We start from the raw sequence: 26,163 nt of genomic DNA on the forward strand, positions 1-26,163 counted from the left end.
AACTCCAGCATAAAAAAATTTGTAAATCGCATACTATAAAACTTATACCCTGTTATTTGACATCCGTCTTTCTGTCCCCTGAGCGATACATAATCCAATATACCATCCATGTACATATATAAACAAATATCCCACAAAACACCACATCACTAAAGAAATGCCCACCTTGTGCGATTCTCATCAAACCTAAACCGCCACCAGCAACTACTGCTGCAGCAAATACTAAGGCTTTCTTTTTTCTAGAAGCTAACAAAGGCATAAAGGCAAATAGCCAAAAACCCATCGAAGCATCACCACAAACAAAAGAACAGTTTTTATTACATTGTGAAGATATTACAAACGGTTTTTGGAAAATCTTATCACCGTTAAACTCTTGCACCATTTCAGGCCTGGGCCTGCCCCAATGATCTTTAAATATATAATTAACAACCAAACCCGGTCCAACCCATAAACAAACAACTATAAAGAATACTTCTTTTCTATACTTGACTTGCAAAGCCTTAATAAATAAAGATCCAAGCAAAAATAAAATTACTCCAACAGAAAAAATAATAGGAAAAAATCTAGCAAAAAGATGCAAAAACCCTAAAAGACCGTCATAACTACCGATAAACTCTTGTGTTGAGTAATTATAAAAATGACCAGCTATAGTTATATCCAAGTTAGGTAAAATTAAAAAAAACACCCAAGCAATAAAACAGACAACAACACCTAACGCTATATGAAATCTTATCAAAACAGCTCCTTAACAATCTCGATTTTATAAGTTTACTTACATATAAACTAAAGACTCTAACATTTTTAAGCTTTTTTTTGCTAGAATACTTATTAGTTTAATTTATTATTTTAATTTTTAATTTTATACAAAAATATGACAGATAGTAAGCTTAAAAAAACAAATCATGCGACTGGACGGCTCAAAATAACTCTAATAGTCATTCTAACTGCCACTGTGATATATTTATTTATAGCACTTTTTAGTTACAATATAAATGACCCGGGTTGGAGTAGTGTTTCTTCAGAGCCTTATATTAAAAACTACGCTGGTCCAGTAGGTGCTTACGTTGCTAGTGTTATCTTATCAATATTTGGTATTATTGGTTTCATACTACCATTTTTACTTATTGATTGCATTAGGGTCCTTCTGTTAAAAAAGCCAAGTCAAATCCCTAATTACCTCATGGTAGTGATAAAAGCATTAGGGATAATTGCATTTATATTCGCTTGTGATGGACTTGCTGAATTATATCTAGGATTCGCTAACTACTGGATGCCTCAACGCTCCGGCGGAATCATCGGCTACGAAGTTGTTAAGTTTACAACTAAGTACCTAGGTATGGTTGGTGGATCAGTTGCTCTACTAGTTACACTCTTTGTGGGACTAACCCTTTATTGTGGAACCACATGGATTTATCTGACTAAAACTATAATCCTCTCTTTAACAAAAGGTATTAGTTATATTACTAAAACAAGATCTAATAATTATAAAATATCAGATCCAAATGATTTTAACGAATTTGATACACAACAAACAAAACCTCTAGCTAAAGGTCAAAACCAAATATCTTCTTTAGAAATAAAAAACACTACAAACCCCAAAGAAGATGTCTTTAGAGAAATCCTAAGCAATAAAAAAGCTTCGGGTGAACTTACGTTTATAGATAAAAAAAATGAAATAGAAATTAATACTACAGAACAACTTGTAAAAAAAACGTCTTTCTCAACAACGGTACAAAGCTCAGCGAAAGCGAATACTGCTCTTAAAAAAAATGATCTACCATCTCTTGATTTACTTATAGAACCTGAGAAGAAAAAAACCGTAGTCTCGCAAGAGGAGCTTAAGCAAACATCTTCTTTACTTGAGCAAACCCTCAATGATTTTAATATTAGTGCAAAAGTTGTCGCAGCATACCCAGGACCTGTAATTACTAGATATGAAATTGATTTAGCTAGAGGTACTAAAGTTAGTAAACTTACAAATATTTCTCAAGATTTAGCTAGAGCCTTATCAACCACCGCTGTGCGTGTTGTAGAGGTGATCCCAGGTAAGCCATATGTTGGTTTAGAGCTACCAAACTCATATCGCCAAATGGTACGTATAAAAGAAGTATTATCAGCTCCTGAGTTTATCAAATCAAAAGCTCCTACCTTAATGGGGATAGGTGTAGATATTTCTGGTAAGCCTACATTTGCTGAGCTTGCAAAAATGCCTCATTTACTAGTTGCTGGTACTACAGGATCTGGTAAATCTGTAGGTGTTAATGCCATGATTCTTAGTATGCTTTATAAATGCTCTCCTGAGGAATTAAAATTTATAATGATTGACCCTAAAATGTTAGAGCTTTCTATCTATGATGGCATACCTCACTTATTAACTCCTGTAGTTACAGATATGACAGAAGCTGCTAACTCACTACGCTGGTGTGTCAAGGAAATGGAGCGCCGTTATGCTCTTATGTCAGCTGCTGGAGTGCGTAATATAGCTCTTTTAAATGACAAAATAGAACAAGCTGAAAAAGCAGGACGCCCATTAAAAGATACTATGTTCATAAAGATGAATCCAGAAAGAGCACACGAAGCGCCCACTTTAACAAAAATGCCATATATAGTGGTAGTCGCAGATGAGTTTGCTGATATGATTATGGTTGTTGGTAAAAAAGTCGAGGAGCTAATAGCAAGACTTGCACAAAAAGCTCGTGCTGCTGGAATACACATAATTTTAGCGACTCAAAGACCTTCAGTAGATGTAGTAACTGGTCTTATAAAAGCAAACATTCCTACTAGAATGTCATTTCAGGTTTCTTCAAGAATTGACTCTAGAACTATTTTAGATCAACAAGGAGCTGAACAACTATTAGGTCAAGGTGATATGCTATATCTAAAACCAGGGTTTGGTGCCCCTATGCGTATCCATGGTGCTTTTGTGGATGATAATGAAGTCCATAAAGTTGTTGACGCTTGGAAAGAGTATGGTGCCCCAGAATATATTGAAAGTATACTAGAATCCACCGAAGACAGTAATGATGGAGCTTCAAACTCTAGTGGAGAAAGTGAAGATCCTCTATATAATGAAGCTGTTGAAATAGTTATTAAAACTCAAAAAGCTTCTATATCTGCAATACAACGTAAGCTCAAAATTGGCTATAACCGCTCAGCAAGACTTATGGAAGAGATGGAAGAAAACGGTATAGTATCAGAAATGAATTCAAATGGTATGCGTGAAGTACTTATAAAGAGAGAAAATTAATGAGAAAAGCCATTTTATACATATTGTTAATACTAATCACTAGCACTTGCTTTGCTAAATCTGATTCTATTAGCTTGATTGATAAGCTAAACAATATAGACTCAATGACAGCAGATTTTACACAAAAGCTAATTGATGGACAAAGCAGTAATAATATTAGCTCAAAAGGCTTTATACTCTTAAAAAAACCTCACTTTTTTAAATGGGTAACACAGTCCCCTAATAAACAAGAAATTGTATCAAATGGTAAAAAACTTTGGATTTATGATAGCGACCTTGAGCAACTAATTGTTAAAAAGGTATCTGATAATATTGCTCAATTTCCTTATTTGATATTACTAGCAGACAATACTGAGAATATTGGTGAAATGTTTAATATATATAAAAAAAATAATAATACTTATATCTTAAAGCCAAAAAACAATGAGATGATAACTAGCTTAACTATAAAATTCACCGATGAAAATCATCTAGATTACTTAGATATTTCAACATCTTTACATCAATATACTCAAATAAATTTTAGTAACACTAAAACCGATATATCTAATATAAAAAATGATGACTTCAACTTCGTACCTCCCAAAGGCACAGATATAATTGATGAAACTTAATAAGTTTTACAACTTCTCAAATACTTATATTCAACCTAATTACCTCAACCAGTTTTTTCTCTTTAAACACCCAAGCAAATTGCTATAAAACAACTTGGAAATTAGCAAATAATATCTTATGGTTTAGTTTAGTTACCAAGTTAAAACCCCAACAAAGGTTAAGGTAGTAGTAGGATGGAAGAGTTTGAATATATACAAAAAGCTATTGAGATTCTTTATATACAAGATGATCTACTAGCTGTTATTTCCCTTACAAAGTTCCGTGGTGAAGAAGACATATATAACAAAACTAAAGAAAATCTAAAAGAATTCACCGAAGCACTAAAAGAAAAAGACGACATAATAATAGGACAAGGCTCATCTACTGTTACTCTAGCACAAATTATCCGCGCTCTTGAGGATCCTAATAAAAAAAATCGAGCACTTGCAATAATACAAGCGCATCATGAAATAATCGTTGAGGAAATTTATCGTAAATATTGTTTAGCAAAACAAAAAAATAGCTCTCTTACTTCAATGGAAAACTCTATTAAAAATATAAATATCTTCCACTTAGCACGTAATTTAATACTATCATTCTACGGAAGCGATGTACTTGCCAATTTAGCCACATCACTACATGAAATAGCTAAAGATGAAGACTATGGTTATACCTTCGCATTTGAATGCCTTAATACTTCAGAGAATGCTCCTTTTTATATATTCGATTTGCTTATGCCTACAGAGGTTACTACCACAGTGGCAGGAAACCAAGGTACTTTTTTAGACAAAATTGAACGAGATTACTCAAATTTCAGCAAAAAAATCCCCAAAGGCCTGCCCCAAATAACACTTGAATCAAATTTTCACTACCAAATGCTTTATTACATCCTTTGCTACTTTAAAGATAATCTCAGCTATAAATTTGTCTACGATAAAATTAAAGAGTCAAATAAAGCTCCTGAAATTTATTACATAATTGATAAAGACATTTATAAAAAACTACCCAAAAAACTTGAAAATGGCAATATTTCCTCGAAGCTCAACTCAGTACTAGCGAACGCTGAAAGCATACAAAATAAAACAAATAGTTACTTTAAAGAGATAGAAAAAATCAAGAATAAAGCTTTGCGACTGAAGGAACAAAAAAAGAATAAAGTTAACGTATCTCTTAAACAATCTATTATATTAATGACACTAAGCTTAACTGTAGCTATGCTACAAGAATTAAGTGAACGCTTATCAAAGTTAGCTCCCACAGTAGCAAAGACTCCAAAGATACCTAAAAGACATGAGGTAAATGCTGATAAATTACCACGGTTTATTAAATGGAAAGAAGCCCTTGATAAATTCATAGAGTCGCTTGATAACAAAACTGATAATTTCCTGTATCTTATTTATTATAAATTAATGTCTGCTATTTTAAGTGAATATGATGAAACTTCTAAAATATATAATGACATATTTACTAACACACCATTTGACGACACAAATATTCGCACAATAGTTACAGAGAAATCAAAGTTAATAGTAGATATACAAAAAAACCCTCTTATGCTTATGGATAGTATCTGTAGTGACCAAAATCTTGACATCGAGACCCAAGATGTTATAGCAAATTTTTTTAAAGACGCTAATAGCTCAATTGTTCCCATTACTCAAAACTGTATAGAAGAGTTTTGTTGCATTCTACCTAATACACACATGAGACAACAGTACCAAGAAATTGCTAAACGAACAAACAAACATCCTCTTTACCCTTTAATTACTATATATTGTGAATGGTACAAATTAAGAGCTTTTATAAATTTTTTCGAAAATTTTGGCAATAATCTCTCTAGTTATTACATCGGGATAGAAAGTGTTAAGGGTGATGATTTTGAGATTTTATACAGAGATTTCATCTACCTAAATTACCTTTTCAGCTCTATTTATGATGAGCTAGATCCATCAACCCAGAGTATGGTTTTAAAATTTCTCTCCATCTTCTCTATAAAACCTGAAAATCCAAACCACCATATAGGATTCAAAAGGCTCGCTGTCATAGAGAGTTTAATTTTTACATCTAAAAAATTTGACGCTTTAGAACTGGAGAAATATTTTACTACTAAAAAAAATGTCAAAATTAGTTCTAAATGTATACTTTTTATCCGCTCTCTAACTGAAAGAAAAGATGGGGTCTCCCTTATTGAAATCAATCAAGATAACCATGTTTTAGCTTATAAAAAAGATAATAAAACTCTATTTAAACTAACATTATCTCATAATGAATATAACGAAATAAAAGAAGAGCTTCAACAATTACAGGAGTTAGGAGATCAAACAGCAGTTATAGCACTTGCAGCAATTATATTCATGAAAAAATATTTTGATAGTTTTTTAATAGATACTGATTTACCGAAAGTAAAGTTTAAAGGCTTTTATACTAATGAAATATTTGCAGCCTTTCGTCAAGTTAAATTAAAAAGTGATCCAGTTAGCTCTTTTATAGACTTAAAAGAAAACTGTATAGCTTTAGAAAACTTAATGTTTGATTTATCTAAATATACAAGAAAATCAGCGAAGAAAAAATCACCTAAGGCTGTAGAAAACAAAAAAATCCGAGCTACTAACTACATCTTAGAAAAATGTGACTTCTATAAAAGGTATTTTCTTGAATCAGGTTCAAAATTGGATAGGTTAGAATTAAATGTATTAGAAGATTTTATAATGAACATTAGAAAACTTTTAGAAGATAAAGATATCACTAAAGCTACTATAGGAGAATCTAAGTGTAAAGCTAATTTAAAACAAGCTGTTACTGTTTTTAGTGAACTGTATTATAAGCTAACCCATATCGACCAATGCTATTTCTCTCAATACACTGTTACAAGCTTAAAACCATTTAAACCCAACGATATGTTCACGGACAATATGGCTTATTATCTATCAAAAACATTTGTCCGCAATGAAGAATCTTCTTTGACTCGGCATCAAAACTTAAACCCTTATAATATACCAGAACGCTTTAACAAAGAAGAGTCTAAAACCGCTTTGGAAGTAGCAAATATAGAGACTTCTTTACACAAATTTAACTACGAAAATGACCAAAAAATGTTAGGTGCATTTTACGATAAAGAAATTAAACAAGAAGTCATTCCTCATAATATAGATAATAGATTTTACGTATTTCTTAGAATTTTAGCTGAAATGAGTGAGTACTATATGGATGCAATTATAAATATTTTTGGGGAAAGTTTTGATAAGAAAGACCCTGATAGATATGAAAAATTCTTAGATAAACTTATTATAGACTTTCAACTAGCTATCAATACAGATTTCAAAACCACAAAACTAGATAAGATTATCAAAGAATTTAAAATAAGCATGCTAGAACTTGATATCTATGTAAATTTTACATTAAAAACTCAAAAATCTAAAGGTTTTGAGCATAATAATAGCTTAGATCTTTCTAAACTCGAGACATTTATTTCAAGTAGCCGGTCTCGGTTAAAAATTGGATCTTTTGATAAAATCAAATTCTATAGTAGCTCATATAAGGAATTTAGCTTAATCGACAAGTTTACTAGAACTACTGATGAGCTTAATAAAATATATTCTTTTATGAAAGAAAATAAGAATTTTATAATTATATCATACTCAGATCTTTTAACTATCTATGAGTTAAGAAATGAAGAAGCTTTAACAAACTACCTAAATAGTCCTGACACTGAAGAAAAACATATATTAAATCGTATACTTTTTGATCCGTCTACAACATCTTATGACCTCAGTAGTTTTAAAAGTTCTATTGACAGGTATCATGAGTATCTCTCAAATAATATTATACTTCCCGATTACGATGTTAACTCTATTGTACTACCCTGTGGTTTACTTAATTATGAATATGAGCAACTCATCACTATAATCTGCCAGGACATAATTGAAAATAGGAAAAATTATAAAGGAGTTCTTAACTTTAAATGGTGGCACCTAACTCTTATAGGAGAGGTAATTGATTATCTTTATACCACAAGTCATTTAGCGAAGGGAATTAAAGAAATCCAAAAAATATTAAATGATGAAAATGAACCAGACCTACAAAGAAAAATCGATAAAATTATAGAAGTTGCAGACACCCGCCTTAAAAAAAATAATAAACGGCGAGATGATGTACGTAACGTTTACGAATTTTTAACTCGAGACTTATCAAATTATATTTCAAAACAAAAACAAATTTCCAAGAGCAAACCTGCTATTAAATTTGACTTTTTAAATAAAAGAAGCCGTAGTTTCCACTACAAGTATGACTCTAGCAATTTAGGACACAGCCCTCATAGGGGTAATCAAAGAGGTCCTGTTATAAAAGAAATTGATATAAATCATCCTCAAGTTAAGGAGATTAGTAAAAATTTAGCTCCATTATATCTACTAGACGATGAAATGCGAAGCAGTGTTGCACTAGAAATAGTAAGCGACGTCAATAGTCATGATATAGAACGTGCTTCCTTAGTTTCTAGTGGTTTTATTGATGTCTGTATAGGTAAAAGGCATTTATCAGGACAGATTAACTTAAATCCTGCAGAAAAATTTTATATTAAACCCTGCCGTTGTGTAACAAAAAATGAGCTTGAAGGTCCTATAGTGCCCGATATCTTAAAACTTACCAGAAGTTTAGGAGCATTCAGCAATAACTTGATCCTATTACCAATAAGTTTTAACAACTGGCATTTTATACTTTTAATCATTGATATCAAACATCGTACGCTTTATTTTTTCGACTCCTATGGCGATCAGCGGGTCAATTGGGCAAAAGATGTTATCAAAGATATTCCTGAATTAAGAAATTATTCTTTAACCACCCTTACAGACAATTTTCAACAAAATAATGACTGTGGCTTTTTAGTACTTCACTTCATCGACTATATCTACATGCATAACAACCTTAATATGAATATGCTTCAAGTATATAGTGCTATGAAAAAAAACTACGATAGTAATTTTTTAAGGCAGTACTTTTGTAGTTTTGCTGGCGAACCTTTTGCAAATAGTAGTGACTTTCTTAATTTTTTTGAGAGTAATCAAATGTATGAATCTAATGAAAAATATGCGTACCCTTATTAGTAAGTGTTTAAGTTGGTAACTAATTTTAAAAGCATATTTTTTTCTGTTACCAATAAACTACTTTATTAACTCACCTTACGCAAGTTAGTCATGAATTTCTAATTTCATATAGTTGCTTAAGAGCAATAGCATTAGATCTAACCAAGAGCTTATATTTCAGAGCGAAGTGGTTTAGTGAAGTTTTTATCTTGAGCATTTCTAGTTTACAAAAAGCCACTAATGAGCAAAAAATATGATTTCTTTGAGTTTTCTCAACTTTAGTTGGCGAGGCTGATAAAGAAGTATTTTGCTTAATTGATTTATGATAAACCTCTATTTGCCATCTTTTTTGATAGTCATGATATAACTGATTAGAATCTATTTCTAAATCATTTGTTACAAGATATAAAATTCCTTTTGTACCGTTCTCGTTTATGAAAATCTTTTTTGTTAAAAGTACAGGAAAATTCATATCTTTAAGCCATATCTTTAAAGATTCTCCATCAGCAATATCAAGTTCAGAGAGCTTAATAAAATCCTTACTCTTTCTAGCATAATCACTCAAGGCAACAACTCTATTTGACTTCATACCAAGTATGAATTTCTTCGATAATGTGTGATGTATGTAATTCATATTATCTTTAGAGCAAAACCAGCTATCTGCCAAAATATATTTAAACTTAACATGATTAATAACTGCTCGATTTATCATGTTTTGAAACATTTGGTTTTTAGTAACTTTAGATCTTCTTTTATACCGTTTATCTTTTTCATCATAATATCGCTCATCCTTTTTCACTATCTCATAGTCTATTGGAATAGATAAATTTGATGTACTAAGCATACATGAGACTATATTAATACCCTTTACATGAACACCTTTAGCATGAGAGTGATGCCAACAGACTATATCATTCTCATCTGTACTTGGCTTTTCACTAATTGTATCATCCAAACAAAGAACATCGTATTCGCTATTATGTTTTCTAACTAAAGGCTTTATATATTTCCAAAATTCTAAGCTTGTTAAATCTGACTTACTTAAAAACCTTGTTATTTTGTCATGTGATACTTCTTGATCTAATATATCTGATAATTTTGTAGCCGTAGCATACTTAGTTTGGCTTATAAGATAATCTGTGTATATGTCTAGTAAATCCTTGTCCATCTCTTAAAAAACAGAATTTTTTCCTATGTCCAGTATTCTAAATATCTTTTTAAAATTTACAATCTTTTGCGTAAGGTGAGTTATTAATATAGCTAACTTGATACATTTAAATCTAACCATCTAAAAAGCTTAGTTTCTTTTTAGACTCTCTTTTAAAAATATTTCTATGTTTTAAGATTTCTTTTTTTTGAGATTCTGACTTCTGAGGATTTTTTTTATCAAACTCCTGCAAAAAGTTATCAATCTCACTAACATAAGCTCTATTTTTCTTATTATCAAACAAATGCGCTAATCGCAATATAAGTTTCATCATATTATAGAACCTCTCTTTATACTATTACATTTTTCTTGTGGCTTGCTGATAATTATACTAAACTAGACACCAAAGTCACTTATAAACATAAGCTTTTAAGTATTAAGCGCATGCGTTTAAGTCAAAAACCTAGAATTATTGGAATATTCTTAATGTTTCTAAGCGTTACCATGCTTAGCCCCATTATAGTAGATTATATATATTCTGAGCATAACTCATTTCCTTTTTTAATAAGTTTTACAATCACTTTTTCAGCTGGGTTTATACTGTGGCTTATAGGTAGAAATTCTAGCAAAAAACTTTCTAACCGAGATGGTTTTATTATCGTTGCGCTAGTATGGATTATTGTTACTATGTTTGGAGCAATTCCATATATGACTTTTCCTGGTTTGGGCTTATCCTTTAGCCACGCTGTATTTGAGTCAACATCTGGGTTTACTACAACTGGCGGTACGGTCATAAGTGGTTTGGATAATTTACCTCATAGCATTTTATTTTACCGTCAACAAACAGAGTTTTTTGGTGGTATGGGTATTATCGTTTTATCTGTAGCTATCCTGCCTTTACTTGGAGTTGGTGGTATGCAGCTTTACAAAGCCGAAATAGCAGGACAATGGAAAGACGAAAAACTAACACCAAAAATATCTAGTACAGCTAAGGCACTTTGGATGGTTTATTTACTATTTACATTTTTATGTTTTATCTCTTATATAATTGTTGGAATGGATCCTTTTAACGCGATATGCTATACGTTCTCCACAGTATCAACTGGCGGTTTTGCTCCCAGTGATGCCAGTATGACTGACAAATCTACCGGGGTTCTGATTGTTTGTGGTATATTTTTATTTCTAGGTGCTACAAGTTTTAAAGCCCACTATATAGCTTTATCAAAACTAAGCCTTAAGCATTATTTCAAAAATATAGAGTTTAAAGCATACTGCTACTTTTTGTTTTTTTGTTCATTTATTATAGCTATCACCATGATAGCTTATACAGATGATTTAACAAAGATCCCTAGAATTATAACTGATAGTATATTCCAAGTAATAACTATAAGTTCTAGTGCAGGATTTGTGTCTGACAGTAACTTCTATTTATGGCCCAGTTTTCTACCAGTCATGCTTATGTTTATGGCTATAATTGGCGGCTGCGGTGGTTCAACTGCTGGCGGATTAAAAATGATTCGAGCTATACTCTTTAAAGAAAAAGCTATGCTTGAAGCAAAGAGAGTTATTCACCCACAAGGTGTTTTTACAGTTAAGCTTGGTGATATACACATCTCAGAACAAGCTCTAAATAGAGTATCTGGCTACATTTCAGTTTATATTATAGTTTTTGCTGTTGCATGGCTAGCTTTATTAGGATGTGGGTTAGATGTTACTACAGCTTTTTCTACAACTGCTACCACTTTATCTAATGTAGGTCCTGGATTAGGAGAAATAGGGTCTAACTTCAAAAATTTACCAAGCCAAGCTCTTTGGATATGCAACTTCACTATGATTGCTGGACGTTTGGAGATCTTTACTATCTTAGTTTTATTTATGCCAGAGTTCTGGAAGAAGTAAACCTCTAAAATTCAGATGCCTCTGCCCTATAAGACAAATTACCTACACGGTTATACTCTATGTCGTTAACTTTAATGATTATTTTATAATCAATATTTGACTCTTTTCCTTTACATGATGCTCTTAACAAAACATTTTTATCAGACAAGTAAGCTTTGAAGGAACCAGACTCAGTCTGCTTATCTTTTATACCATCTTTAGATTTTATATAAATAAATTTACAACCTTTATTATTAGTTATATATACTTTGATATTAAACTCTGTTGGATCCGTTTGATCAATATTTTTTATTCCGCTAGGCAAACTAGCCGAATCAAAGCTGTAATCTTTATATGCAGTAACTTTTGATTTACTAAACCCTTGGTCTAACAACGCTAATCGTTGAGCTTTAACTTGTGATTGAGTTTCTGTAATACAACCAACAGATACAATAACTAAACTTAAAACTATTGTTGCATTTCTCTTTAGTTTTAGAAAACGTTTTCTTATTCTCATAGAAACCTTCCAAATTTCTATTTCATAAAGCAAATCTTAAACTTTTATTACTAGATACGCAAGGATTTATAATATTTTAGGTTTATTTATTCTTCTGTCTCAACTTCTTCAGAATTTTGTTGCTTTTTGTACTCATAGTAGTCTTTCATAGTTAGACCTTTAGCTCTAAACTCAGCTTTTTCTGCTATTTCATCTAGTCTTCTCTTAGAATACTCAACATGTTCTAGAGCATAATCTTCAACTGGTTGACCCTGTAAATTAAATCTCTGCTTAAGCTCAAAAACAGCTCTATGATAACGAGTATCACCCACATAACGACGCAAAACATTACGTAAAACTAGTTTATCTACAGGTGTGAAATGCTCGTTTTGATATATTATTTCTATCTCTTCACTTATACCTATTTTGAGTGGTTTTTTGCTTATTGGGTCAAAACATTTAGGGAAACGAACACACAACCATTTAAATAATTTAGCTTCTTCTTTTTGTCTTTCTTTTTCAATATCTACAGTAATAACTAGCTCTTCACTATCTTCAACTATAGGGTTTTGCAGCTCATCAACTATTTTATTATTTATTCTATGACCATATTGTGGAATACGTATAAAAGAAGTATCTCTATCTTCTACTTTTTTAGCAGGAGCCTTCGTAGGGGGGATAGTTTTATTTTTAGAGATATTTTTGTCTCTAGCTTGTTTCATTCTAGATGTTTTTTCCTCTATCTTAGAGGATGCACCAATCAAAGACTGTAACAATGAAAAATCGTTTAGTTTATTTCTACCTTCAGACATCTTATTTATTTTCTAATTTGTAGAGTTCTACTCTTTTATATACTTATGCTATATCCTACTACAAAATCATATCTTTTAGCAAGCAATAAAGCTTTGTGGAGATTTTTTTTGTCATGAAAAGCAATTATCATTGACAAAAACCATAATTTCACTATAATATTCTACATCTTTGTGGCTATGTAGCTCAGTTGGTTAGAGCACAGCATTCATAATGCTGGGGTCACTGGTTCAAGTCCAGTCATAGCTACCACTTATTTATCCATTTAAACTCAATGCTTTTAAGTGTAATAATCAAATAAACCTGTAGACAAATTAAGTCCCCATTTTCTAAAAAGGATAGCTTTAGATGAATTTGTTCTATAACCAACTGCTAATACTATATCCAGGTTATATATCTCGATATTCCTTTTACAGTTCTAGAATCCTCATTTTGAATTTGTGCAATTTTTGCACATGTTGAGTTTTTGTCCACATCATTATCTAAATATATATTTCCTATATGCTTAGTAACTAGACTTCTTTCAATTTCAAAAATACTAGCAATATCTTTTTAACTAGCCTATATAGTTTCACTCTCAAAGTTAGTTTTTAACACAAATATAATTTAGACGCTTTATAGAAACCGTATAAATTATATTGCTATTAAGCTCCATATTAGTTTTAGTTTCTATAGTTTGTTTATGCTCAGGGTAAATCTAGGAAAATCTTTTCTCTTCAGCTAAGTATAACTCTCTTAATATCACCTAACTTTTACAAACCTTAGTTTATTTTCATATCTGTAAATTTCAAACTCAGTGACAAACCTTCTTGTTTTAAACCTATTTATTATCTTTTTAATCATGTGGCTCCTCTTAACCTACAAGTTCATAAACTATATGCTTTTTTACTCTAACCAGTGTTCTCAATATAATGGCCTGTCACTAACTTGCTATACCCTAGTACCTTAGGGCTGGTATTACTATAGCTGTAGTACAAGCCTAATAAGCTTATCAAAACTTATAACTTATATTAACGTTAAATAATATAGGAAAAAAATAGTATATCTATATTCTTTTTTGATAGCTACTGGTTAAATTAAACAAGCTACAAAATGATTATAATCTTAAAAGGTGTACAAATAAGCCAAAGCAATGTGTCTAATGGTAATAAGGTGGAAAGAACCGACATTCTTTTAGGGCCTTGCTAAAGTATAATTTCACTACATATCCTTAGCAGCAGATAAAGCACTTATCATTTCAGAAATTAAATTATTAAAGCCTCTTGGAGAATTAGGAGTAAATATCACATTCGATTTACCTGATTTTGTCATATTTTCTAAAGTATCTAAATATTGGTACATCATCACAAGTGAAGATATATACTCAGAAGATATACTACCGTCAGTACCTTCCTTAACATCTTCTATAGAAACTCTTAAGCCTCTAGCTATTGCTTTACGTTGCTCAGCAATACCTTCACCAAGTAGCTTCATCGATTCTTTTTGACCTTCAGCTTCTTTTATTTTTATAAGCTTTTCGGCTTCTGCTTTTGCTTTTGTAGCTTCAAGTTGCCTTTGGGCGGCATTAATCTCATTCATAGAGCGTTTTACGTTTTCTTCTGGATTTATATCAACAACTAAAGATTTAATTATTGTATAACCATAAGTACTCATTTCTTCAGAAAGCTCTTTTTTGATATCTAAAGCTATAGCATCTTTATTCTCAAAAGACTCATCTAAACTCATACGTGGTAAAGATGACCTAATCACGTCAAAGACATACGACTCCATTTGCGCTCTAGCATTTGTAAGCTTATAAAATGCGTCTACAGCTCGAGATTCTTCCACTAAAAATTGTACCGAAACTTTCATATGTACAAATACATTATCCCTTGTCTTAGTCTCAGCTATTATATCTAACTGTTGCACTCTTAAGCTAACCCTACCAGCTACCATTTCTATAAATGGAATTCTAAAATTAAGGCCTGCCTTTTGAATCCTTACAAATTTCCCAAATCTCTCTATAATATTTACAGATTGTGTTGCTACAAGACTTATCGAAAAACCTAGCAATACAACAACAAGTACTAATAAAAATACTAACCAAACCATAAACATCTTTTTATCTCCTTTTTAGTCTAAAGCTGATAATATCACAATATCTTTACTAATTATTTGATTATCCTCACCAAATAGCTTAAAACATTCAAAATGTAGAACTATCTTTTGTGGAACCTTTTTAAAGCTATCTTGTAACCTAAATTTAAAGTTATCTGTAGACCCATATTCTGAGTTTTTCATATCCACACTTTTATGGACAAAACTAACAGCTCTTATATAATCATAATCAGGGGATACCAAAAACCATCTATATCCATCTGTTGAATCTACTGGCAAACTAATATTTATTATTTTTTGTTTATCTTCAAGAACTATTGGTTTTGTATACACTTTATCAACAGCTTCTTGAGCCATCTTAGCTACAGCTGTATTTACCAATATTAGTGTAATCAAAAATACATAAAAATACCTAAACATATTTAAAATACAAACTTATCATCGAGATAAATTTATTATACAATTATAGCTGTTGCAAATATACACAATAAGCTAAATATCATGGCATTAGAAAAATTTGATCTAGAATTAGTATCATTCAAAGATATTACTAATAATGTAAGACATTTTGTTTTTAAACGAACAGATGGAAAACCACTTAATTTTATAGCTGGGCAATTTATCACTTTTCTTTTAAAAGATGACAAGGGTAACCTAAAGCGTAGAAGTTATAGTTTAGGATCACTACCTTCTGACAATATGCTTCTAGAAATAGGGATAACTCATGTCAAAGGTGGTACAGCTTCAGAGTTTTTTTTCAATATGAAAATTGGTGATACTGCTGCTGCTATGGGACCTGCGGGAAGGCTTGTCTTAAAGGATGAAAAGGTTAGAAAACTAATACTTGTAGGTACTGGTACTGGTATTGTTCCTTATAGATCAATGTTCCCAGAGTTACTAGAGCGAGCTGAAACTACTGAAATACACATATTATTAGGTGTGCAATATCGCAAAGATGCTCTATACCAAGATGATTTTATAGAATTCGCAAAAAAGCACAATAACATAAATTTTACACTTTGCCTAAGTAGAGAAACCGAGAGTTTAAAAGACTATGAAGTTTCTGGTTACGTTCAACAGCAATTTGAAAAAATTGACTTAGATCCAGAAAAAGATGTCATCTATGTTTGTGGCAACCCAAACATGATTGATCAATCTTACGAAATACTTACAAATGTTGGATTTGAAGCTAAAAGTGTACGCCGAGAGAAATATATTTCCTCCAATTAAGCTTGATACTATTAATAGTTTAAGCTAAAATCTTTGTGCTATTCTACTTTTATTAGGATATGGTGCTTAGATGAGATAGTCTAAGTGGCGATGTCAAAGTTTACAAAAATAAGGAAAATAAATAATGAAACAAGAAATTCATCCTAAATATACAGAAGTTAAAGTAACTTGTAGTTGCGGTAACAGCTTCACAACTAGATCAACTATAGCTAAAGAAGCTATGAATATAGATATTTGTTCTGAGTGTCACCCATTCTATACAGGTAAGCAAAGAGTTGTTGATACAGCAGGACGTGTTGACAGATTCAACAAAAGATTTGGTGCTCTTAAAAAAGTATAATATATACTATCAAACAAATTCTATTAAACAATTTAAACCAGCTTTCGCTGGTTTTTTTGTATTTATCAGCAACAATCTCCCACACCCTTACAGACTTATAACGATACTATTGAAAGTTGAAATTAGGCAAAAATATTTGAAAAAGCACAGTTTACATATAGTAAATGAGCATTTTGAGAATATTTTTAACGCAATTAGCATAGTATAATCTTAGTTTGCAACAGTTCCATAATACCTACTTATGTACTCATCTAAATGAATTGAATCATTATGTCTTAAACTCTTTTCTGCCTCTATTGACTGCTTAACTTGATCAAGCAATGTTTCTCTTTCTTTTTGCGTTAAAGTGACCTTTCTAAAGTCATCTGAAGCTTGCTTAGAGATTTCTAGGACCAAGTTTTTATATCCAAATTCTTTTGCCAACTTCACAACTTTTGCTGAAGGAGTTTTGGAAGCATCTAAAATTTTTTGTTTCTCAAGTAGTACCGCATCTAGATACTCTTGCCCCATTTGCTTAGCTACAATCTCAATTTTGCCAAATAAAGCTAAGCCATATTCTTTTAATAGAACTTTTTCACCAACAGGGTCAACTAGCTCTAAATTAGGCTTACGCCCTTGTATAGCAACACTAGTGAGATTTTGTTTACCTAAACTGATCTGCCTTTGAGAGTAGCCTTTAAAATCTTGCATTAAACAGGTCATTAGCATTGCCTCTACAAACAGTGATGTGTTTTTACTAATCCCATTTTTATCAAAAGGATCAACATCAAGCACCCTAACCTCAATATACTCCACTCCTCTATTAGATAAAGCACAAGCAGGCCTTTCACATCTTTTTGTTATTTGCTTAGGTCGTATAGGGCTGTAATACTCATTTTCTATCTGCAAAATACTCTCGTTAAGTTGTATTCTCTCACCCTTTTCATTGTACAGCCCAATTTCTTTATATTGTTTAAATTCTTGAGCCGTTGCATTTAGCATATCTTTGACATAAGCTTTAACATTGTCATACGAAATATTAAGATCCTTTTGGGCAGGACTAGTGTAACCAAGATCGCTCATCCTAAGACTAGTTGAAAACTCTCCAACATAAAACTCCTCATCCAGATCTACCAAATACTCTGGTTTTTTCCTGACAGAAGTTTTTGCACAAATAGGGCTTGCTCCAAATAGATATGGCAATAACCACATATATTCAAAATAATTATTTATAACCCCGAAATAAACATCTGAATTTGATATCCCAAGCTCAATTGCTTTTTTTAGAATTAAACTTTTATCAAATGAAAAATTATAATGGATCCCAGCTATAATCTGCATAATCTTACCATAACGAGCAGTTAACCCTTTACGGTACACTTGTTTCATCCTACCAGAATTTGAGTCACCAAAATCAGCTTCTTTTATTTGTGCTTCTGTTGCTGATAATGGCATACTAGTATTTAAAATAAACTCTTCCTTAGACATACTTTGCAAAGTAAAAGCGCTCAAGGTAGTAAGCTCATGCAATGTTATATCTATATTTTTGTGTGGTTTTGTTATTATTTCTAGAAGGTTTTCTGAAAAATCCACCGTGATACTACTATTAGTAAGCTTATGACCCAAAGATTGCGGGTGTCCAGAACAAGCTAAGCTACCATCACTATAAATACGTAAAGTCTCCCTCTCAATACCTCTAAGGTTCATTACATTTTTAAGATCGTACATGTTAGTCCTAAATAGTTAAAATCAGCCAAACCAAACACTCTTAGGTAGGCTAATTATCTAATACTAGCATTTTTTTTAAGCGTAAAACAAATATTACGCTTACATACACCAAAACGCTAAATAATATAATCATTAATATATTCTTGAGTCTACCAAACATTGTTAAACTAATCCAATAATCATCAGTCAAATTAAATAACTTTAATGTCATTACCATACAAACACAGGCTACAGCTATCTTTAGCAAATATTTAAATGGCAAGAAAACATCAACAAATAGCTTAAAATTGAATCTAATAAGTATCAATATTTGGATAACCATATTTATTAAAGCTGTTATTGAGCTAACAACAGCTAAATACACAAAAGCATATTTGTCATGACTGTACAGGTGTATTATGTAAGTATCAAGCGCAACCCCACAAATCAAAATAAATAGACTAATCCAAAAAACAATATTTGCTTTGTTTTGAACATACATAGCAGAAACTATGACGCGGATAAAAACAAAACAAAACAATGAAAGTAAATACCCAAGCATTGCTAAATATGTGAAATTCACATCGTTTAAACTAAACTTACCATAATAAAATAATGTTATAACTATAGGTTTAGCTAATATTGATAGCCCAATAATAGCTGGTATTACCATCAGAAACATAACTTTTATTACTAAAGCTAGATTTTTATAAAATAGTGCATTATCTTTCTTAGATTTAACTAAATATGGAATCATAGCCATAGCTATAGCTGTACCAAATATACCATATAAAAACTGGTTAACTCTATCAGCGTAATACAGCCATGCCAAACTTCCTGATAATAAAAATGAAGCAAAAAAAGTTTCTATAAGTGAGCTAATTTGTAAAACTGCTGCCCCTAGAAAAGCCATAGGTAGCTTTTTGAAAAAAAGCTTTGCTTTTATATTTTTCCCAAAAAGTATCGCCTTAGTTATATTTATCCTACCTAAGAGCATAGATAATGAAAATACCGCTATTATTAACTGACATAATCCTGCTAGTAAAACACTATAAGCCACAACATAAATAGGTACACTAAACTTTGGAGATATTATTATCCCACCTATCATTACTAAGTTTAAAAATATTGGAAAAGATGAAGAGATTATATATTTACTATAACTATTAAGGATTGCAGCTACTAATCCAACGATACAATTTAATAAAACGTACGGTAGCATTATGATAAACATCGTCCATACTAGCTGTAACATCTCATTATTAGAAATAAATCCATAAGCGTATATATCAACCCATACTCTACTAAAACCTAAACCTACTATGATTAAAAACATCAGCATTATAGCGATTAAATACAATATTGTTGCTATAAATTCTTTTTGCTCATCTGAGATTTTTCCATCAATATATGGATTAATAATTTGAGTAAAAGTGCCTGAGGATGTAACTTTACGCATAAATTCTGGTATTCTAAATGCCACCAAAAATGCCTGTAACGCTCCACCACTTCCAAAAAACGTTGCCAATAACAAATCCCGCACAAAGCCTAGTACTTTTGATACAAGCAATAAACCAGAAATAATTAAACTATTGGAAAAAAACTTTTTCACAGAATACAAACATTAATAAAATCCATATTTACCAATTATAACCATAGGCAAGCCAAAATAGGAATCAAGAATAAAATAAAAATTAGTTAGAATTCTTTGGAGACACTATAGTCTTCCACTGACTTTCTATTGCTTTTACTTTTTCTTTAGCAGCTTGAACCTGGCTTTCGGACAACTTAATTGCTGCTAAGTTAGCTTGGGCATCTTTAAAGCCATTTTTTGAAAAGTCTGGCATACAATACTCATTAAACTGTTTCCAATAATCCTTCTTAGGTTTTTTGAACAAATCAATTGCCACAGATAAATAAGCGTACTTTTCCACAGGATCTTGAGTTAGCTCAGCAGCTAAAACAAAAGCTGGTGCAAAAGGCTGAGTTATAGCCTGTTTAGTATATACTAGAGCTGTTTTTTTATCACCTTTAGCCAAATATACTTTTGCTAACCCAACTTCTACTGGTGATACATGATTAAGTTCATAAGCCTTCTTATACCACTCTAATGCTATAGCGCCATCTTTTGGTAAACCTCCTGTGCCAGACATATAGGCATCACCAATAAACGTTCTAGCCTGAGCTACGCAGTATGGATATAATTTCACAAAGCTACTTTCTTTTTTAATCAAGAAAGAATCTCTAGCCATTAAACTTCCATTAGCCACAGCTAATTTATACCATTTAAATGCTTGAGCAAAATTAGGCCACGGATTTCCTCCAGATCTAGCATAAAGATTCCCTAATTGGTTTTGCGCAACCATATATCCTAACTCTGCTGATTTTTTGATATACTCAAAACCTTTAGCTCGGTTAATTTTTACACCATCCGCTCCAAAATAATACATCTCTCCTATTGAATACATTAGGCTATAATAAACTTTTAAACCATCCCCACTACTTGGGATACCATTTTTATTGTAAAAGTCTACTACCCATAAAGCGTATTCTAAAGCAAGTTTATTATCTTGGTCTGTCTGAATATATGCTTGAGCTAATATTGTTGTAGCTTTTGCATCTTTTTTAGCATATGGCTGGCAGTTTTCCAAAGCTTGACCATATTTCTCCTGCGCACCATCCTGGTAGCAACTCTCTAAAGTCGCGTAAGATGATCCAAAGACCAACAAGCCTAAAAAACAAATTAAAAACTTAACTTTCATGCAGTTTCCCTTCTAACTTAGCTGGAATTAAAGACAATTTAAGGTAATGATATATAGTAATATTTAATATTTCCATAAAAATATACCTTAATTATTTAAGAAATTTCTACCTCTCTTCTTTCAACCAGATGTCTTATGTAAATATTCGAAGAGGGTTTTGGTAAAAAATCTTTGCCTTTAGCTGGCCATTCTATAAAACATATACTTTTTTCATTAAAGTAATCTCTGATACCAACCCATTCCAATTCTTCAGGATCAGAAATTCTATACAAATCAAAGTGGTAAATATTAAAATCTTTAAACTCATAACTCTCTACTAAAGTATAGGTCGGACTCTTTACATTGCCCTTATAGCCTAATGCTTTTAGTATACCTTTTACAAAAGTTGTTTTACCTGCTCCCAAATCACCATGTAAGAAAATTGTTTTACCAGGCTGTAAACTTTTAGAATACTCAGCAGCTAAACTTAGCATTTGTCCTTCATTAGAAGCTATTTTTTTCATACTCTTTTGTAAATTCTCCTGCCAATACAAATGATCCAAAAACTACTGTTACAGTACTCTTTTTTGACAAATAAACACTACTTAGATCTTTATTAAACTCAACTCGCAAAATGTCATGGTTACTAAATACCTGTTTTATATTATCTACATTTAGAGCTCTTTCATCAAAAGTTTTAAGGTCTATAACTTCCCACTTATAGATGTGTTTTTTAGCAATAGATACAATTGCATTTATATCCTTGGTCGCCAAAACACCAAATATAGCTTCATATTTAATATCCTTAGTACCAAACCTATTATTCAAAAGCTTAAATAAATACTCTACCGAAGCTGGATTATGTGCAACATCAACTACCACATAACTATTATTTATTTCGTCATTTTTGAGTATATTAAAACGAGCTCTAGCTCTTATATCCTCTAGCTTAGGAATATAAGTAATCTGCATTTTCCTTAGTAAATAATCAGCTATCCCCATAGCTATATTATAACTATCACGAAAGCAGTTTTTTGCTTTAGGGTTATAGTTTTTATCATAGATTACAGCTTCTATAATATTTGCATACTCATAAACACTGCTAGGCATCTTTGAACCTAAAAATAGGGGTTTACCTTTACGAGCTATAGCAACTTTTTCTATGCCTATTTTTTCCAAAGTATCCCCTAAAATTTCACAATGGTCAAAATCTATATTTGTAATAGCTGCTATATCCGGGTCAATCATATTAGCAGCATCTAACCTACCACCTATACCAACCTCTAATAGTAAATAATCTAGCCTAGTTATCCTTTGTGAATACAAACAAGCACACAAAAAAGCTATTTGATAATAAGATAGTTTATATTCTGGTGTTAGTTCTTCTAACCTTTCTAACAGCTCTAATAGCTGACTATCTGATATAGGACATTTATTCAAAGATATCCTTTCAACAAATTTAAAAACATGTGGAGATGTATGACTTAGTACTTTTTTATTATTTGCAACAAGCAACTCCTCAAGCATAGCTACAGTAGTCCCTTTACCATTAGTCCCAGCTATAGTTATAACTTTAAATTTCTTGTTAAAATTGAATCTACTAAGAATAAATAAAATATCTGTAAGAGTACATTTACGAGCATCGTTAGCCATAATTTTAGCTATTTTGGTTTCAACGCTCATTTTTAGCTTTCTTGTTAAGCTTGTGGTTGCTCAGTATGCTTATGCTCCAAAGCGTAAGAATTGTTTTTTGTAAGTTCTGGCATTAGTTTATCGATTAGCTGTGCTACTTCCGATCTTAAGTTTCTACGATCTACAATCATATCAACCATACCTTTTTCTACCAAAAACTCACTTCTTTGGAACCCTTCTGGTAATTGCTCTCTCACTGTCTGCTCTATAACTCTAGGCCCAGCAAAACCGATCAAAGCTTTTGGCTCAGCTATATGTACGTCACCAAGCATAGCTAAAGATGCCGATACCCCACCAGTGGTAGGATCTGTTAGAACAACTAAATATGGTAGCTTAGCTTCAGATAACTTCTGTAAAGCAGCACTAGTTTTTGACATCTGCATTAGTGAAAATAATGACTCTTGCATTCTAGCACCACCACTTGCTGTAAAGCATATAAATGGTACTTTTTTCTCCATTGCAAGCTTAACACCTCGCACAAATTTTTCACCTACTACAGATCCCATAGAGCCCCCTAGAAACATAAAGTTAAATGCCGCTGCTACGACTGGAAAACCTTCTACCGTTCCTTGCATAACTACCAAAGCATCTTTTTCATCGGTCTTTTTTTGAGCTTGCGACAGTCTATCTTTGTAAGATTTTGTATCTTTAAACTTAAGCATATCTACAGGCTCTATATTAGCAAAATGCTCTACAGCGCTGTGGCGGTCAAAAAATATCTCTAGTCTATGTCTAGCAGAGATTCTATAATGGTAATTACAATTAGGACACACTGACTTATTATTATTTAACTCTTCAGAATATAGTGTCACCTGACAACTTGGACATTGACTCCATACTCCGCTTGGTAAATCTTTTTTCTGAGCATTTAACCCTAGACTCCTACTTATTACCCTAGTTAACCAACTCATAAACTACTGTCCTCCTAAAATAAAACAGATATACAAAACTAGCTAAATATTTCTATATCACTAAAGAAATATTTTATTTCTTGGGCTGCTGTATCTTCACTATCAGAGCCGTGTACAGCATTAGCATCTATACTATCTGCAAAATCAGCTCTAATTGTACCTTTTGCTGCTTCTTTAGGATTAGTAGCCCCCATTAACTCACGGTTTTTTGCTATTGCATTTTCACCTTCTAAAACTTGAATCATAACTGCCCCAGAAATCATAAATTCTACCAAAGCGCTAAAAAAAGGTCTTTCTTTATGTACGGCATAAAAACCTTCTGCCTCTGTTTTTGATAAATGCTTCATCTTCGCAGCAATTACTTTTAAACCAGCTTTTTCAAAACGGCTATAAATCTCACCTATAACATTCTTTTCTACAGCGTCAGGCTTTATTATAGATAGAGTTCTCTGTTTACTCATTTTACTTCTCCAATATTTTATTAGTTTGAATTATAGCACTTTTATTCACGAAATATCAAAACTAGCAGCTAATTATTAGTTATTTCTATAGCAGCTTCTATAAATGATTCAAATAATTTATGACCATATCTTGGCGTCGATGTAAACTCCGGGTGTGCTTGACAAGCTATAAACCACCTATGCTGAGGTATCTCTATAAGCTCCATTAAGCTACCATCTTCTGATCTGCCTGAAAAAATTAATCCTACCTGCTCAAGTCTTTCGACATAATTATTATTTACTTCATATCTATGACGATGTCTTTCTATGATACTGTCTGCTTGATATATTTCTCTAGCACGAGAACCTACTTTTAATATACACTTATAACCACCTAGACGCATTGTACCACCTAGATCAGACTCTTTGCTACGTTGATGTATAGTTCCATCTTCAGATTGCCACTCCTCTATAAGAGCAATTACTGGATTAGTTGTAGTCGGTTCTAATTCACTAGAATGAGCATCTTTTAAACCTAAAACATTACGAGCATACTCGACTACAGCAAGCTGCATGCCCAAGCAGATCCCCAAAAATGGAATATCATTCTCACGGGCGTATTTTATTGCCGTGATTTTCCCTTCTACTCCCCTACTACCAAATCCACCAGGCACAAGAATGGCCGATATATCTTTAAAAGATGAGCTTACATTATTCTCTGTAATTGTTTCTGAATCAACAAATTTGATGTTTACCTTTACACCTTTTTTATAGCCAGCATTGTAAAGGGCTTCATTAAGAGATTTATAGGCTTCTGTTAATGAAACATATTTACCAACCATTGCTATCGTTACTTCGCCATTGACGTTTTTAATAGTGTCAACAACATTTTGCCATTCTGTCAAATCTGCTTCTTTAGCTTGTAAAGATAAAAGCTCTACCAGCTTAGCATCAAATCCTTGTTTATTATACTTAAGTGGTACTTCATAAATAGTTTTTACATCTTCTGCTATAAAAATACAATCTTGGCTTACATTGGTAAAAAGAGCTATCTTTCTTTTCTCACTCTCATCAAAAGCTTGCTCGCATCTGCAAACTAAAACGTCTGCTTGTATACCAATACCTCTTAGCTCTTTTACAGAGTGTTGCGTAGGTTTAGTTTTTAGTTCACCTGCTACCCTTATATATGGCAACAAAGTTAAATGTACAAATAAAGTTCTAGATCTACCTAACTCTATTCTTAGCTGCCTAATAGCTTCTAAAAATGGTAAAGACTCAATATCACCAACTGTACCACCGATCTCTACAATAGCCACATCAACATTATCAGCTATACCCATACAAATACGATTTTTAATCTCATCTGTAATATGTGGGATGACCTGGATAGTAGCACCTAGATAGTCTCCTTTACGCTCTTTTCTAAGTACACTTTGGTAAACTTTACCTGTAGTGAAATTATTTGCTTGAGTCATTTTAGCACGTATGAAACGCTCATAATGACCTAAATCTAAGTCAGTTTCTGCACCATCTTCGGTTACAAAGACTTCTCCATGCTGTAGCGGGCTCATCGTGCCAGGGTCGACATTAATATAGGGATCAAGTTTTAGCATAGTTACATTTAAACCACGGCTTTCTAAAAGAGTAGCTAAAGATGCAGCTGTAACACCTTTACCGAGTGAAGATACAACTCCACCAGTTACAAAAATAATTTTAGTATTTGAATTCATCTTGAAAAAGAAATTTTAGAAAATCATGGAACATAATGATAAC

General features: G+C 32.0%; 21 protein-coding genes, 1 tRNA gene and 2 pseudogenes. 8 read left to right on the forward strand and 16 right to left on the reverse strand.

Features of this window, described 5'->3' with window-relative positions; all coding sequences use genetic code 11:
- Nucleotides 1–52: 52 nt before the first annotated feature.
- Complete coding sequence (gene lpxF, locus FRA_RS06890) at nucleotides 53–736, reverse strand: lipid A 4'-phosphatase LpxF (protein ID WP_035720217.1); 684 nt, start codon at nucleotides 734–736, stop codon at nucleotides 53–55.
- Between the two features lie 135 nt (nucleotides 737–871).
- Between lpxF and FRA_RS06895 the strand changes: the two are divergent.
- From FRA_RS06895 to FRA_RS06910, 4 genes and pseudogenes are all read left to right on the forward strand, one after another.
- A pseudogene (locus FRA_RS06895) lies at nucleotides 872–1,514 on the forward strand (DNA translocase FtsK 4TM domain-containing protein); the annotation flags it as partial.
- A gap of 206 nt (nucleotides 1,515–1,720) precedes the next feature.
- Nucleotides 1,721–3,247 (forward strand): annotated as a pseudogene (locus tag FRA_RS06900) (DNA translocase FtsK); the annotation flags it as partial.
- Nucleotides 3,247–3,861, forward strand: coding sequence for an outer membrane lipoprotein periplasmic chaperone LolA (gene lolA, locus FRA_RS06905; protein ID WP_035720220.1), 615 nt, complete (start codon nucleotides 3,247–3,249; stop codon nucleotides 3,859–3,861). The pseudogene FRA_RS06900 and the gene lolA, both read left to right, overlap by 1 nt.
- A gap of 174 nt (nucleotides 3,862–4,035) precedes the next feature.
- Nucleotides 4,036–8,943 (forward strand): Ulp1 family isopeptidase, encoded by a 4,908-nt coding sequence (locus FRA_RS06910; protein ID WP_035720222.1) that lies wholly within the window; start codon nucleotides 4,036–4,038, stop codon nucleotides 8,941–8,943.
- An 88-nt stretch (nucleotides 8,944–9,031) separates the two neighbouring features.
- Here the strand turns inward: FRA_RS06910 and FRA_RS06915 are convergent, their stop codons facing one another.
- Nucleotides 9,032–10,090: an IS701 family transposase gene (locus tag FRA_RS06915; protein ID WP_464110826.1), complete on the reverse strand. Its 1,059-nt coding sequence runs from the start codon at nucleotides 10,088–10,090 to the stop codon at nucleotides 9,032–9,034.
- 112 nt (nucleotides 10,091–10,202) lie between these two features.
- Entirely contained in the window at nucleotides 10,203–10,403 is a 201-nt protein-coding gene (locus FRA_RS06920) for a CBU_0585 family protein (protein WP_035720226.1), read from the reverse strand.
- Between the two features lie 110 nt (nucleotides 10,404–10,513).
- Here FRA_RS06920 and FRA_RS06925 point away from each other — a divergent pair, with 110 nt between their 5' ends.
- Nucleotides 10,514–11,968: a potassium transporter TrkG gene (locus FRA_RS06925; RefSeq protein ID WP_035720227.1), complete on the forward strand. Its 1,455-nt coding sequence runs from the start codon at nucleotides 10,514–10,516 to the stop codon at nucleotides 11,966–11,968.
- A gap of 4 nt (nucleotides 11,969–11,972) precedes the next feature.
- Here the strand turns inward: FRA_RS06925 and FRA_RS06930 are convergent, their stop codons facing one another.
- Together FRA_RS06930 and FRA_RS06935 are read right to left on the reverse strand one after the other, a co-directional pair.
- The gene (locus FRA_RS06930; RefSeq protein WP_051686775.1) at nucleotides 11,973–12,464 is read right to left on the reverse strand and encodes an FTL_1709 family lipoprotein; all 492 of its coding nucleotides are present in this window, start codon (nucleotides 12,462–12,464) and stop codon (nucleotides 11,973–11,975) included.
- An 86-nt stretch (nucleotides 12,465–12,550) separates the two neighbouring features.
- Nucleotides 12,551–13,255 (reverse strand): ProQ/FINO family protein, encoded by a 705-nt coding sequence (locus FRA_RS06935; protein WP_035720230.1) that lies wholly within the window; start codon nucleotides 13,253–13,255, stop codon nucleotides 12,551–12,553.
- Between the two features lie 173 nt (nucleotides 13,256–13,428).
- Here FRA_RS06935 and FRA_RS06940 point away from each other — a divergent pair.
- Nucleotides 13,429–13,505, forward strand: a tRNA-Met gene (locus FRA_RS06940).
- 28 nt (nucleotides 13,506–13,533) lie between these two features.
- On the opposite strand, the gene rhuM is transcribed toward FRA_RS06940, so the two are convergent.
- From rhuM to FRA_RS06955, 3 genes are all read right to left on the reverse strand, one after another.
- Nucleotides 13,534–13,656, reverse strand: coding sequence for a RhuM family protein (gene rhuM, locus FRA_RS06945; RefSeq protein WP_081835932.1), 123 nt, complete (start codon nucleotides 13,654–13,656; stop codon nucleotides 13,534–13,536).
- 797 nt (nucleotides 13,657–14,453) lie between these two features.
- Complete coding sequence (locus tag FRA_RS06950; protein ID WP_321174118.1) at nucleotides 14,454–15,350, reverse strand: SPFH domain-containing protein; 897 nt, start codon at nucleotides 15,348–15,350, stop codon at nucleotides 14,454–14,456.
- Between the two features lie 15 nt (nucleotides 15,351–15,365).
- Entirely contained in the window at nucleotides 15,366–15,770 is a 405-nt protein-coding gene (locus tag FRA_RS06955) for a hypothetical protein (RefSeq protein ID WP_035720231.1), read from the reverse strand.
- 81 nt (nucleotides 15,771–15,851) lie between these two features.
- Between FRA_RS06955 and FRA_RS06960 the strand changes: the two genes are divergently transcribed.
- Nucleotides 15,852–16,580, forward strand: coding sequence for a ferredoxin--NADP reductase (locus FRA_RS06960; RefSeq protein WP_035720232.1), 729 nt, complete (start codon nucleotides 15,852–15,854; stop codon nucleotides 16,578–16,580).
- Between the two features lie 124 nt (nucleotides 16,581–16,704).
- Nucleotides 16,705–16,920: a 50S ribosomal protein L31 gene (gene rpmE, locus FRA_RS06965; protein ID WP_035720233.1), complete on the forward strand. Its 216-nt coding sequence runs from the start codon at nucleotides 16,705–16,707 to the stop codon at nucleotides 16,918–16,920.
- Between the two features lie 210 nt (nucleotides 16,921–17,130).
- On the opposite strand, the gene gshA is transcribed toward rpmE, so the two are convergent.
- From gshA to FRA_RS07005, 8 genes are all read right to left on the reverse strand, one after another.
- Complete coding sequence (gene gshA, locus FRA_RS06970) at nucleotides 17,131–18,627, reverse strand: glutamate--cysteine ligase (protein WP_035720236.1); 1,497 nt, start codon at nucleotides 18,625–18,627, stop codon at nucleotides 17,131–17,133.
- Between the two features lie 49 nt (nucleotides 18,628–18,676).
- Complete coding sequence (murJ, locus tag FRA_RS06975; protein ID WP_035720237.1) at nucleotides 18,677–20,218, reverse strand: murein biosynthesis integral membrane protein MurJ; 1,542 nt, start codon at nucleotides 20,216–20,218, stop codon at nucleotides 18,677–18,679.
- A gap of 82 nt (nucleotides 20,219–20,300) precedes the next feature.
- Nucleotides 20,301–21,368: a tetratricopeptide repeat protein gene (locus FRA_RS06980; RefSeq protein WP_035720238.1), complete on the reverse strand. Its 1,068-nt coding sequence runs from the start codon at nucleotides 21,366–21,368 to the stop codon at nucleotides 20,301–20,303.
- Between the two features lie 95 nt (nucleotides 21,369–21,463).
- Nucleotides 21,464–21,871, reverse strand: a complete 408-nt coding sequence (gene tsaE / locus FRA_RS06985) for a tRNA (adenosine(37)-N6)-threonylcarbamoyltransferase complex ATPase subunit type 1 TsaE (RefSeq protein WP_035720241.1) — start codon at nucleotides 21,869–21,871, stop codon at nucleotides 21,464–21,466.
- Nucleotides 21,852–23,030, reverse strand: a complete 1,179-nt coding sequence (locus FRA_RS06990) for a bifunctional folylpolyglutamate synthase/dihydrofolate synthase (protein ID WP_035720244.1) — start codon at nucleotides 23,028–23,030, stop codon at nucleotides 21,852–21,854. The genes tsaE and FRA_RS06990 overlap by 20 nt, the downstream gene beginning before the upstream one ends.
- 14 nt (nucleotides 23,031–23,044) lie before the next feature.
- On the reverse strand, nucleotides 23,045–23,950 hold the full coding sequence (accD, locus tag FRA_RS06995; RefSeq protein WP_035720245.1) for an acetyl-CoA carboxylase, carboxyltransferase subunit beta: 906 nt from the start codon (nucleotides 23,948–23,950) through the stop codon (nucleotides 23,045–23,047).
- Nucleotides 23,951–23,988: 38 nt separating this feature from the next.
- On the reverse strand, nucleotides 23,989–24,411 hold the full coding sequence (gene ndk / locus FRA_RS07000) for a nucleoside-diphosphate kinase (protein ID WP_035720246.1): 423 nt from the start codon (nucleotides 24,409–24,411) through the stop codon (nucleotides 23,989–23,991).
- A gap of 68 nt (nucleotides 24,412–24,479) precedes the next feature.
- Entirely contained in the window at nucleotides 24,480–26,120 is a 1,641-nt protein-coding gene (locus FRA_RS07005) for a CTP synthase (RefSeq protein ID WP_035720248.1), read from the reverse strand.
- Between the last annotated feature and the right edge of the window lie 43 nt (nucleotides 26,121–26,163).

This window comes from Allofrancisella heilbronnii (assembly GCF_000710735.2).
GTDB classification, from domain to species: domain Bacteria; phylum Pseudomonadota; class Gammaproteobacteria; order Francisellales; family Francisellaceae; genus Francisella; species Francisella frigidaquae.

Coding starts and splice junctions, on each gene's coding strand:
- ndk (WP_035720246.1), bottom strand. CDS start 24,411: ATGAGTAAACAGAGAACTCTATCTATAATAAAGCCTGACGCTGTAGAA.
- FRA_RS06915 (WP_464110826.1), bottom strand. CDS start 10,090: ATGGACAAGGATTTACTAGACATATACACAGATTATCTTATAAGCCAA.
- lolA (WP_035720220.1), top strand. CDS start 3,247: ATGAGAAAAGCCATTTTATACATATTGTTAATACTAATCACTAGCACT.
- FRA_RS06930 (WP_051686775.1), bottom strand. CDS start 12,464: ATGAGAATAAGAAAACGTTTTCTAAAACTAAAGAGAAATGCAACAATA.
- FRA_RS06920 (WP_035720226.1), bottom strand. CDS start 10,403: ATGATGAAACTTATATTGCGATTAGCGCATTTGTTTGATAATAAGAAA.
- accD (WP_035720245.1), bottom strand. CDS start 23,950: ATGAGTTGGTTAACTAGGGTAATAAGTAGGAGTCTAGGGTTAAATGCT.
- gshA (WP_035720236.1), bottom strand. CDS start 18,627: ATGTACGATCTTAAAAATGTAATGAACCTTAGAGGTATTGAGAGGGAG.
- FRA_RS06925 (WP_035720227.1), top strand. CDS start 10,514: ATGCGTTTAAGTCAAAAACCTAGAATTATTGGAATATTCTTAATGTTT.
- tsaE (WP_035720241.1), bottom strand. CDS start 21,871: ATGAAAAAAATAGCTTCTAATGAAGGACAAATGCTAAGTTTAGCTGCT.
- FRA_RS06910 (WP_035720222.1), top strand. CDS start 4,036: ATGGAAGAGTTTGAATATATACAAAAAGCTATTGAGATTCTTTATATA.
- FRA_RS06980 (WP_035720238.1), bottom strand. CDS start 21,368: ATGAAAGTTAAGTTTTTAATTTGTTTTTTAGGCTTGTTGGTCTTTGGA.
- FRA_RS07005 (WP_035720248.1), bottom strand. CDS start 26,120: ATGAATTCAAATACTAAAATTATTTTTGTAACTGGTGGAGTTGTATCT.
- FRA_RS06955 (WP_035720231.1), bottom strand. CDS start 15,770: ATGTTTAGGTATTTTTATGTATTTTTGATTACACTAATATTGGTAAAT.
- FRA_RS06990 (WP_035720244.1), bottom strand. CDS start 23,030: ATGAGCGTTGAAACCAAAATAGCTAAAATTATGGCTAACGATGCTCGT.
- FRA_RS06960 (WP_035720232.1), top strand. CDS start 15,852: ATGGCATTAGAAAAATTTGATCTAGAATTAGTATCATTCAAAGATATT.
- rpmE (WP_035720233.1), top strand. CDS start 16,705: ATGAAACAAGAAATTCATCCTAAATATACAGAAGTTAAAGTAACTTGT.
- FRA_RS06950 (WP_321174118.1), bottom strand. CDS start 15,350: ATGTTTATGGTTTGGTTAGTATTTTTATTAGTACTTGTTGTTGTATTG.
- FRA_RS06935 (WP_035720230.1), bottom strand. CDS start 13,255: ATGTCTGAAGGTAGAAATAAACTAAACGATTTTTCATTGTTACAGTCT.